At 37.5% G+C, this 6,490-nt stretch carries 10 protein-coding genes and 1 tRNA gene; 7 read left to right on the top strand and 4 right to left on the bottom strand.

What is annotated here, in order from left to right; translation table 11 throughout:
* The first annotated feature begins 11 nt into the window (after positions 1–11).
* Positions 12–87: transfer RNA gene (locus AN389_RS13460), tRNA-Gly, on the top strand.
* A 440-nt stretch (positions 88–527) separates the two neighbouring features.
* Here AN389_RS13460 and AN389_RS13455 read toward each other — a convergent pair.
* The 3 genes from AN389_RS13455 to AN389_RS13445 form a co-directional block, all read right to left on the bottom strand.
* Positions 528–956: a secondary thiamine-phosphate synthase enzyme YjbQ gene (locus AN389_RS13455; RefSeq protein WP_055016391.1), complete on the bottom strand. Its 429-nt coding sequence runs from the start codon at positions 954–956 to the stop codon at positions 528–530.
* A complete protein-coding gene (locus tag AN389_RS13450) occupies positions 953–1,420 on the bottom strand; it encodes a chemotaxis protein CheX (RefSeq protein ID WP_055016392.1) in 468 nt (155 codons plus the stop codon). Before AN389_RS13450 ends, AN389_RS13455 begins: the two co-directional genes overlap by 4 nt.
* A gap of 72 nt (positions 1,421–1,492) precedes the next feature.
* A complete protein-coding gene (locus AN389_RS13445; RefSeq protein WP_055016425.1) occupies positions 1,493–1,927 on the bottom strand; it encodes a transcriptional repressor in 435 nt (144 codons plus the stop codon).
* 94 nt (positions 1,928–2,021) lie between these two features.
* Here AN389_RS13445 and AN389_RS13440 point away from each other — a divergent pair, with 94 nt between their 5' ends.
* From AN389_RS13440 to AN389_RS13425, 4 genes are all read left to right on the top strand, one after another.
* Complete coding sequence (locus tag AN389_RS13440; protein WP_055016393.1) at positions 2,022–2,642, top strand: MarC family protein; 621 nt, start codon at positions 2,022–2,024, stop codon at positions 2,640–2,642.
* 415 nt (positions 2,643–3,057) lie between these two features.
* Positions 3,058–3,555, top strand: a complete 498-nt coding sequence (locus tag AN389_RS13435) for an ImmA/IrrE family metallo-endopeptidase (protein ID WP_024608348.1) — start codon at positions 3,058–3,060, stop codon at positions 3,553–3,555.
* 56 nt (positions 3,556–3,611) lie between these two features.
* A complete protein-coding gene (locus AN389_RS20595) occupies positions 3,612–4,196 on the top strand; it encodes a hypothetical protein (protein ID WP_024608347.1) in 585 nt (194 codons plus the stop codon).
* 101 nt (positions 4,197–4,297) lie between these two features.
* On the top strand, positions 4,298–4,612 hold the full coding sequence (locus tag AN389_RS13425) for a hypothetical protein (protein ID WP_055020025.1): 315 nt from the start codon (positions 4,298–4,300) through the stop codon (positions 4,610–4,612).
* Between the two features lie 43 nt (positions 4,613–4,655).
* Here AN389_RS13425 and AN389_RS13420 read toward each other — a convergent pair whose 3' ends face one another.
* On the bottom strand, positions 4,656–5,021 hold the full coding sequence (locus AN389_RS13420; protein ID WP_055020024.1) for a LexA family transcriptional regulator: 366 nt from the start codon (positions 5,019–5,021) through the stop codon (positions 4,656–4,658).
* A gap of 538 nt (positions 5,022–5,559) precedes the next feature.
* On the opposite strand from AN389_RS13420, the gene AN389_RS13415 reads away from it, so the two are divergent.
* Together AN389_RS13415 and AN389_RS13410 are read left to right on the top strand one after the other, a co-directional pair.
* Positions 5,560–6,111 (top strand): hypothetical protein, encoded by a 552-nt coding sequence (locus tag AN389_RS13415; protein WP_055020023.1) that lies wholly within the window; start codon positions 5,560–5,562, stop codon positions 6,109–6,111.
* Positions 6,112–6,456: a hypothetical protein gene (locus AN389_RS13410; protein WP_055020022.1), complete on the top strand. Its 345-nt coding sequence runs from the start codon at positions 6,112–6,114 to the stop codon at positions 6,454–6,456.
* Positions 6,457–6,490 lie beyond the last annotated feature (34 nt).

Genomic DNA, 6,490 nt, shown 5'->3' with positions numbered 1-6,490 from the left:
CTAACTATAAAGCGGCACTAGCTCAGTTGGTAGAGCGCGACCTTGCCAAGGTCGAGGTCACGAGTTCGAGCCTCGTGTGCCGCTCCAATCTCTCTAAATACCCCACTAAAACAAAAACGTCTTAAAACAATATTTTTATCTTACCTACGCAATTTATTCATAATGGTTATATTGCATTGAGCTTTTAATCTAGCAGTACAAAAAATAATTAAAGAATGACAATGAGCAATAATACTTAATCATTTTGCGGTGCTAAACGTGCCACTACCAAAGTTAAAAAGACCTCATTTACGGCTGCATGGATGCAGAAGGTAGAGCAATGCAGGAACAATTGCCGAGAACGACTAAATAGCAAATTTTAGCCTAGCTATAGATATACTTTTTACCTAAAAATAGCTTAGTTGTTTTACGTAAGGTCCTATGAAGCCATTAAATATGCGTGGCAACATGCCGCCGCGCGGTATAAAGAATTTTAAATAATGCGAAGTGACGCGGGTAAAAGTAAGGGAGGGGAGGTCAATACAAGGTTAAAAGGTTTCGCCTTGCAAGGTCGCTATAATACGTCTTGCACCGCCAGCGTCACGATGCTCGCCTAAGTAAATACCTTGCCATGTACCTAGCGCTAAACGTCCGTTGCTGATAGGGATACTTAGCTCGCACCCTAGCGTGCTGGTTTTTATATGGGCTGGCATGTCATCGTCGCCTTCGTAATCATGGCGGTAATAAGACTGGCGCTCAGGTACAAAATGGTTGAAGTGGCTTTCCATATCCATGCGCACTGTTGGATCGGCGTTTTCGTTTATGGTTAAACTTGCCGAGGTGTGTTGAATAAATAAATGCAATAGGCCTACTTTATAGTTAGTAAGCTCATTTAATTGGGCAAGAATTTCATCGTCAATTAGATGAAATCCTCGGGCGCGCGGTTTTAAGGTTATTTGAGTTTGTTGCCAGCTCATAATTTATCAAAGCTAACTTCTATATTCGCATCACCCGCATCGCAGCTAAATGGCATAATTATTTTTTTGCCTTTACTTTTATGTGTGATGATGTGGCCTTTACCAGCGACAACAATCGGAGTTGCCATATCGAAATCATAGCCTTTTTCGCCGAGTAAATTTTTAGCGCCGCCAGTTACCATATTAGTAATTTCCCCAACCATATCAGTTACTTCATCATCAATACCGTCAGGGCGCTCACCAAGCATGCGTTCCATAATGGTTAGGGCTAAGTTTTCATCAAAGGTAATTGAAAATGAGCCACGTGTTTGCGCGCCCACCATGCCAATTAAACCTGAAACATCTCCACAGGCGACTTCGTCTGTTTTGATACGCGGTTTACCTGGTTTTAACTCGGTTTGTGCCATTGTAGATAACACATTGATCAAAGAAGATAAAAATGGATTAATGAACTCAACATTCATGTTAGGTACTCTTAAAATTGGTGCTAAAGTGGCTATCTGTATATGAGTATAGCTTTAAAACAAACTTTGGGTTTAGCTTCTACAAGACTCACACTTACCATGTGCTTCAATAGTTTGTCCTGATACAACAAAACCGCTTTCTGCTGCTAAGTTGTTCAGTTCGTGAGAAATAACGGTAGAGTGCAGCTCTTTTACAAAACCACAAGTGTCACAAATTAATAGCTGCACAGGATGAATATGATCAAAGTGATGACAAAGCATAAATGCATTGGTGCTTTCTATTTTGTGAATAAACCCCAGCTCTGATAAAAAGTCTAGTGCACGATAAATCGTTGCAGGTTTTGCGCCTGACTCTGTCATTTTTAATTGCTCGAGTAAATCGTATGCACCTACGCCACCTTGCGCGCTGGCTAACAAACGAAAAACTTTTTCGCGGATTGGCGTAAAACGCGCGCCGCGGTTGTCACAAACTTGTTTTGCTTTACTTACGAGTGATTCTATATTCATCATTCTCTTATCCTTACGCTACCGTGATATACTAACATACTGTGTTGTACTTGCAGCGTTTTTATTAAACACTTTTTATCTAGGAAGCCCATTAATGCATGAATTAATAGCTATATTTATTTTCTTTTTTGCGGTGATAGACCCGATAGGTACAGTGCCTGTATTTATTGCTGTGACACGCGGGGAGGATGAAAAGTTTAAACGAAAAGTTGTTTTCAAAGCGGTAGGCGTATCTGCAGTGGTTTTACTGTTTTTTGTTATAGCTGGCGAGCAACTGTTAAATGCAATTGAAATACCGCTCTCGGCGTTTCAAATAGCCGGTGGCATTGTATTGCTTATTTTTGCGCTTTCAATGATTTTTGGCGAAAGTAAGCCCGAGTCTGAAATTAAAAGTGTACGTGACAGCACAGAAACCGCTATTTTTCCGTTAGCAATTCCCTCTATAGCTAGTCCTGGTGCTATGCTAGGCGCTGTACTGATGACGCGCAACGAAGAATATACGTGGGTTGAGCAAGTTACTACATCGTCGATGATGCTGGCTGTACTTGTTGTTGTACTTGTACTTTTGTTACTCGCAAATCACGTGCATAAGTTAATCGGCGACAGTGGCGCAAGCATTATAAGTAGAATCATGGGGTTAATTTTAAGCTCAGTGGCTGTGACAAATATACTCAATGGTATTGCGCATTATTTTGGTTTACAAATATACAGCTAACATTGATGCTAATTAGGCTTTTGTGTAGAATACAGCGCCTTTTTATGGGCGCATTTACTTATAATCCCCGAGGCTTTTACATTGCAAAAACGCACATCATATAACCCTACGTTAAACAGGCGCTTTTCAGTTGCCCCCATGCTTGATTGGACTGATAAGTAGGTATTTAAAGGGTTCTTAGCATGTAAGGGTGACTATAGGGTCACCTTTTTAGTTTTAAGGGGTCCCGATATAACACAGTTTGTATCATAATAAATTGACTGGGTACTTAACTTCAGTTACTTTACACACATTAAGTTTACTTAACTATACAACATTTAAGTTGCTTACCTTATTTATGCAACTATTCTTAATACCAGTAGTCTTATTTATTAGTTAACAGCCAATTACGGCTGTTTTTGTCGTGAGGTTTATTATGGAATTGCCAGCAGTCAAGAATATACTTGATGCCAATTGGGACTGGCGTCTACCTGTAAATATCGAAGATATTGCAGGAAAACTGAGCATTAAAGTTGACTCTATCAACCCTTTCAATCCTGATTACATAGGTTTAAGTGGCCTAGCTGAAATTAATAATCAAGGGCAAAGGGTTATATACTGCAATAGTACAGAAAGTTCTAATCGCAAGCGCTTTACTCTAGCGCATGAACTTGGACATCATGTCCTCAATCATGTTAATCCGCAAAACCCATGTTTTCGAGATGATTCTAATACGTTCAATTCGAACTCATCAATTTGGCAAGAGCGTGAAGCTAACAACTTTGCTGCACAATTGCTAATGCCGCTTGATGCAATTAAAACGATGTTATTTGTCAAAGGTATCAGTAATATTAAGCAGCTTGCTGAAATGTTCCAAGTATCAGAAGCTGCTATGTATTATCGGCTGAAGAATTTAGGATACTTAACTTTATAAAGTTGAGCCAAACAAATTATTAATATAATCTAGCCCTTTAATTTAAGGGCTTTTTTATGTCAGGCGAAAATAAAAATGACGGCTTTGATATAGCCGGCGATAAAAATAGTGGCGTAAGTAATCAAGCTGTAAATATAAACAGCGAGCAAAACTCTAAGATAATAAAATTCAATGTAATAGAAGAACAAGTTTACTTGGGGTTTAAAATCTTTTGTTTTGCAGTTGCCATAGCTCTAGCTGTTTGCTTTTTAGTTACGGGGCTTTGCCTTTCTAAAAAATCATTAGATAGTATTTTAGAGCATCGAACTACTATGGTAGAGGTAAGTAATAAGCCTTTGGAAAAAGTGGAATTAACCAAGGTAACCAAAAATCATAAACCAGCTTTAAAATCAGACGAGAAAATTAAAACTAGCGATAAACAGGTAGTAGAAAGTATGGGTAATAAAATGCTTTACTCAGGATCAATCATAACCTTAGTTGCATTTATACTTGGCACTGGCTTAACTTTATTACTGACAATTGTTAAGTTCTCATTTCATAACCGCCAACAAAATGAAGATAACCCAAATGTAGCGCTTGCCGGACCCGCAAGTGAATTATTTATGGCCTTGGCGAATTATATAAAAAGTAAAATTAAATAAAATAGCCCGCTAACTAGCGGGCTTTTTTATAAGTAAAATTTGCTCAAACTACTTTCCGAACTAAACTATGTTTTTACTTAAATTTAAAGGGACTATTAATAATGACGATAAAAAAAGATTTCAGTGGATTGAAAAAACTATCTAAAAATTTAGAAGAGTTAGGTAATAAAAAATCTATAGCACTAGATGAGTTAATGAATGACACTTTCATATCTAACCATTCTAAATATAAAAATTTTGAGGAACTATTGAATAGTAGCTCTTTCACTGTTGAAACAGCAGAAGACTTTAAAGCAATACCTGATGATGAATGGGATAGTTACATAGGTAAAAATACAGAGTTTGATACGTGGGAAAATATGCAGAGAACAGCATTTAAATACTATGTAAAAGGCGAAATTAAAAAAGGCCTTTAATATAAAGAAGCCCGTACTTAGCGGGTTTTTATATTTAATAAACCTACCCCAATAAATTACTCGTTCTATGCATTCTTATCGACTGGCCAACAACACCTTCAACGTTATATTCATCATGCTCTGTTACTTTAATTGGCGGGTGATCAGGGTTCGCGGATAGTAACTGGTTGTTTTTCAAATCAGCTATTTTGCAAACAAAAAGCCCGTTCAAAACTGCAACAATTACATCACCGTGTTTTATTGTGGCTGCGCGTTCTATTATAAGAATGTCGCCATCAAATATTCCTACACCTTCCATGCTCCTGCCACTGGCACGGCCAACAAAAGTTGAATCACTTAAAAAGCTACTATCTAAACTTTTTTCTAACTCCTTTATGCCAGGCCCCACATCTACATTAGAAATAATCACCAAATAAACCCCTTAATAAAAAATAATTTAAATTAATTTTAGCCCTATTTTAGCCCTATTTTAGCCAGTTTAAAAAAGTGTTCGGATGAAGAAAGACAAAACTATGTGTATTTAACAAAAGTTGTAACGTATTGCTACCTCTAAAATAAGTAACATACAAGTTAAAAAAATGAGTAAAAAACAGGTGTTTTTGGTATTGAAAAAAGGTGAAAATGTCGAGTATTAAATTGTTAAAAATCAGGTTGTTCGGAAGTTTCAACTGTTTTTATATACAGTATGTTGAGTTGCTATTATAAAATTTATCATTACAATGAAATTGACTCCCAAACAGAGCTCTTTTAACAAAAAAGGATTAAGTTATGAACAAGCAACACGTAAACGGAAAATCAGTACTTTTATCAGCGCAGGTAAGTGGTGGTGAAGATACTCAAGACAATGGCGGCGGTGGCGGTGGGGTAGAGCCACCAAAATTAAACTAAGCCAGAAAAAATTATTAACCAGCATTATTGCTGGTTAATTACACCACCAAGGAAAACACATGATTGATTTTATAACTGCTACAGACTGGACAATAAGAGCGCTAGAAGTACTTATTATTCTTTATTTACTAGTAACGCTTAACAAGCACCGCTTAGCGTTATTTTTTGGTGGTAAAAGTAATTTAAAATCAATTGATGATCACACAATGCATTCATGCTTTATTGCTGCACTTACAGTAATGGTATTTCACTTTGTAAGTTCAAACTTAGCTCAATACATAATTACAATAGAAATGAGCAAGCTAGCACTTAGGCAGTTTTTTTACTTCACCATGTTTAGTTGCTCAATGGCATTTGTTATGGCGTTATTCTTTATGCATAACATTAGAGGTTGCACGTTCTCAACAACTGCGCGGCTTTGTTTATACCTTGCATTAGCTCAATCGGTTGTGCAGCTAATACAATTTATCATGCGTGGCCTGCTAGATAGCAGCATACTGTCACCCGCTTACAGCTTTAGCGTTATGGCGCTCAACTTATTATCGTTAGGCGTTGTTGCTATATACCCAGCTAAAAAATTTACTGGCCTACTTACCAAAGAGGGAATTTAAATGCCGTTACTTATAGTAATGTTTATCTGTTTAACCATGGCGTTATGTATAACTGGCGTTGCTATAGTACGCGGCCAAAACACAACAGGCATAGAAACCGCGCTTAAACATAAAATTAAACACTACATGCCAGAGGGAACAGCAGCCCACCAGGACGATTACGGTGTAGCGTATTCAATAGTTATGGATTTAGGCGCCACAATAGAGCGCCCAGATAACTGGGATAAAATAGAATCAATGAATGTGGTACACAAACGCGCCACTATTTTTAGAAACCAAGCACTTAAAAAGCCTACCGACTTACCATCCCCACAAGAACGGCCAGTATTCAAACTTGTTAAATAACCCGCTAGAGCGGGTTTTTTAATGCCCATTAAAA

This window comes from Pseudoalteromonas sp. P1-7a (genome assembly GCF_001401855.1).
Classification (GTDB): Bacteria; Pseudomonadota; Gammaproteobacteria; order Enterobacterales; family Alteromonadaceae; genus Pseudoalteromonas.
The sequence above is the reverse complement of the archived record's forward strand: the minus strand, read 5'-3'. Positions and strand labels throughout refer to the sequence as shown.